Source organism: Terriglobia bacterium (assembly GCA_036496425.1).
In the GTDB taxonomy this organism is placed as follows: domain Bacteria; phylum Acidobacteriota; class Terriglobia; order 20CM-2-55-15; family 20CM-2-55-15; genus 20CM-2-55-15.
In genome coordinates, this window is the sequence record DASXLG010000235.1 from 1 (window position 1) to 3,667 (window position 3,667).

The window sequence follows — 3,667 nt, forward strand, 5'->3', positions numbered from 1 at the left end:
CACCCCGCCTTGGAAAGGCGGGGAATGTCCACCTGGGCGACTCTTGGTGCAACTCCCGGCCTTTCGGCCGGGGCTATAGTCTGACGCGCCTCCTATTCATTCACACCTTATATGACTGCACCCGCTCCTGACCGTCTATCCCCAAAATCCACCGCTCGTCATGTTTCCAGGCGCGGGAAATCCGAAACCTTGAATAATCCCCGCCCATGGACACAAGCACTTTCCGCCGTTTCACTCTGGTTTCGCTGCTGTTGATTTTCTCACCGCTGCCGTTATACGCCGTGATGGCTTTCAAATCCGGAGATTGGACGACCGGATTCCTGGGACTCGCCCTGTCGGCCGGCCTCTGCTTTCTGTATTGGTGGCCGCTCGGCATTTTTCTGGCCTGGTTCAAGGGACACACGCTGCCGCGGCTCCTCTTTGGCTATCTTCTCTCGCTGCCTCTGTACTTCATCACACTCGCGGCGCTTTATCCGTTGTTCGGAGGCGCGTTCCGTCCGTGGGCCAACGGCAATCTGCTGATCTACCTGAGCGCCACGCCGGAATTCTATGTGATGGTGTGGATTCTCTTTTATTTAAGCCGGCGGCTGGCGCGAGGCGTCCTGATGGCGTCCGCGGCGGTCTTCACCGCAGGCTGGGCTATGCCGTTGCTTCTGATGAACACCGGCAACCTCGTCTGGCCGAAAACTCAGGATCGCGTCGCCATCACTGGCGCCCGGATCGTCGATACCGCGGCAGGCCGCATCGAAGAAGGACAGACCATATATATAAAGGATGGACGGATTGTGGAAATCGGGCCGCTGTCCCAACATCCGGACTGGCCGCAACTCGATGCCCAGGGGCAGTACCTGCTTCCGGGGCTGATCGATGTCCATACCCACCTGCAATCTCCGATCGAGCTTCCAGCGGGCTTTTCGCCGCTCTACTTCTTCAAGTCGATGTTGCGCGATTACGCTCCTCAACGTGAGGAGTACCTTGCGGCCGGCGTCACTTCGATTCGAGACCTGGGAGGCCCTGCAGACTTCGGTTTCGCCTTGCGGTCGCGGATCGGCGAACACAAGATTCTCGGCCCGCGCCTTTTCTTCGTGGGCCGTTTGGTGACTTCTCCGCACGGCCATCCGGTCAGCACGATCTGGAATGCAGCGGAAGCCCGGCAAGGTGCTATCCTCGCCCGGGACGAGAACACATTATTTGAAGGATTGAACCGCAACCTGGCGGCCGGTCCGGACGCCGTGAAATTTATCCACGGCACGATCGGCCGCGCCAGCGAAGAATTGAGCGCGGATCTGCTGGCGAAGGGCGTCCGCTGGTCGGGAGAACATCACCTGATTTCTATCGTTCATGCGGAGACGGAGCAGGAATTCGAGGACGCAATCGGCGCTGGAGCGACTGGTGTCGAGCACGCGGCGTATCTGCAGGAGGTGCCGGCAGCGCTGGCCGCGCTTGTGGCGCAAACCCATCCATTCATCGATCCGACATTCGGGGAATATGCGATGGACCTGACGATGAATAACCTTGCTGCTGCGGACAGGGACCGCCGGCTGGAATGCAGCTATAAATCGGCCCGCGCCCTGTACAGTGCAGGCGCCAGGATGGTTGTTGGAACCGATGCGCCGATGGTCCGTTATGGTTCCGGACTCCATAACGAATTCGCGCACTTTGTTCGAGCGGGTTTCCGGCCGGAAGAGATCCTCGCCTTCGCGACGGTCAACAATGCGGCGTATCTCGGCAAAGCTGCGGAACTGGGCCGGGTGGCGGCCGGCTATCGGGCGGATCTTATCCTCACAAAAGACAATCCATTCACGAAACTCGATACACTGCGGCATCCGGTGTGGACAATGCTGGATGGCCAAGTCGTTTCGCGTGGCGGGAAATGAAGTTCAGGCAGGAATGGATTTACTGGACGTGTCAGGTTGCGGGCTGGGGAAGCTACAGCGCTGTCGTATTCGCCGTCATCACGGCGTTCCTGGGCTGGCAGACGAATATCTTCGCAGGCTTCCTCCTCTTCTTCTTCTACAGTATCGGCTTCACCCACCTTCTGCGCTTGCGTATCCGAAGGCGCCGGTATCTGGATCTCCCCGCATCTCGAGGATTACCGCGGATTTTCGGCAGCGCGGTGGCGATCGGCGCTTTGGAAATACTGCTCGTGATTGCGATCTCCCGGATACTGGAGGGACATAACGCTTTCGATGCGACGGGAATGCTGAGCATGGCTTCGGGTGTTATTTTCATGACGTGCGCGTGGACGGCCGTCTACATTGGCGTCCACTGGTATCGGCGATATGTGGAATCCCAACTCTCCTTGCGGAAGGCGGAACTGCGTGCCCTGCAGGCCCAGGTGAATCCGCACTTCCTGTTCAACTCGCTGAACACGATCCGGGGAACCGTCGGCGAAAATCCGGAGCACGCGCAAGACATGATCACCAGCCTTGCGAATCTGTTTCGTCGTTCGCTCCGGGCCGAAGGAACGCAGGTGGTTCCGCTGTCGGAAGAAATGGCTGCGGTTTCCGACTATCTGGCCCTGGAGTCCGCCCGTTTCGAAGAACGATTGAACGTGAGTTTTACGATAGAGCCGGCGGCGGAGCCATTTCCCGTTCCCGCCATGCTTGTTCAAACGCTCGTCGAAAATGCCGTCAAGCACGGTATTTCGAAGACGCCCGAAGGCGGCATGGTGACCGTTCGCGGCATTCTTGAAAACGAATGTCTGGTCCTCGAGATCGAGAACACCGGACGATTGCGGGAAGCGGATGCGGACGGCACACATACCGGATTGGCCAATGCGCGGGAACGGCTGCGTCTGCTGTGCGGCAGCGAGGCGACGCTTTCGCTCGCGGATCGCGACGGTACGGTCGCCGTGAGAGTTGTGATCCCTCAACACGTATGAAAGCGGCACTCATCGACGACGAACGGATGGCGCGGCGGGAGCTTCGGCGTCTCCTGTCAGCCCACCCGGAAATCGAAATTGCCGGTGAAGCGGCAAACGGAGATGAAGCTCTCGCGCTGATTGAGAAGCACGAGCCAGACCTGATCTTTCTCGATATCGAGATGCCCGGCATGACAGGTTTCGATCTGCTGGGCCGGCTCCGCGATGTGCCGGAAGTCATCTTCACCACGGCTTACGATCAATACGCGCTGAAGGCATTCGAAGTGAATGCGCTGGATTACCTTCTCAAGCCCATTGCGCCCGAGCGTCTCGCCGCCGCCCTGCAAAAGGTCCGCGGCCGGCAGCCGCAGTTCCGCGACCAGATTTTTATGAGAGACGGCGACCGCTGCTGGATCGTGTGCGCCGGAGACATCGAGATCCTGGAATCGGAAGGGAACTACACGCGGGTCTTTTTTCGAAATGAACGGCCCTTGATCGCCGGGTCGCTCGCCGCCTTTGAGCAGCGCCTCGCGTCCTCCGGCTTCTTTCGCGCCAGCCGAAAACACGTGATCAACCTGAACAACATCCAGTCCACCGAATGGGAGCCGGGCGGCAATCTGCTCGTGACGATGCGATGCGGCGAAAAGGTTCCGCTCTCGCGCCGCCAGTCGGCGGAGTTGAGGAAAGTACTCGCGATTTAATCAAACTGTTTTAGCCGCAGATGACGCGGATGACGCAGATGGGGGCGCAAAAACGAACTTCATGATGCGCCCCCATCTGCGTCATCCGCGTCATCTGCGGCTA

3 protein-coding genes are annotated in these 3,667 nt (G+C 59.2%); all 3 read left to right on the plus strand.

Going from position 1 to position 3,667, the window contains the following annotated elements; genetic code table 11:
• The first annotated feature begins 206 nt into the window (after positions 1 to 206).
• The 3 genes from VGK48_16585 to VGK48_16595 are packed head-to-tail and all read left to right on the plus strand — an operon-like array spanning position 207 to position 3,564.
• Positions 207 to 1,877: an amidohydrolase family protein gene (locus VGK48_16585; GenBank protein HEY2382794.1), complete on the plus strand. Its 1,671-nt coding sequence runs from the start codon at positions 207 to 209 to the stop codon at positions 1,875 to 1,877.
• Positions 1,874 to 2,884, plus strand: a complete 1,011-nt coding sequence (locus tag VGK48_16590; protein ID HEY2382795.1) for a histidine kinase — start codon at positions 1,874 to 1,876, stop codon at positions 2,882 to 2,884. The genes VGK48_16585 and VGK48_16590 overlap by 4 nt, the downstream gene beginning before the upstream one ends.
• A complete protein-coding gene (locus VGK48_16595) occupies positions 2,881 to 3,564 on the plus strand; it encodes a response regulator (protein ID HEY2382796.1) in 684 nt (227 codons plus the stop codon). The genes VGK48_16590 and VGK48_16595 overlap by 4 nt, the downstream gene beginning before the upstream one ends.
• Positions 3,565 to 3,667: the final 103 nt, after the last annotated feature.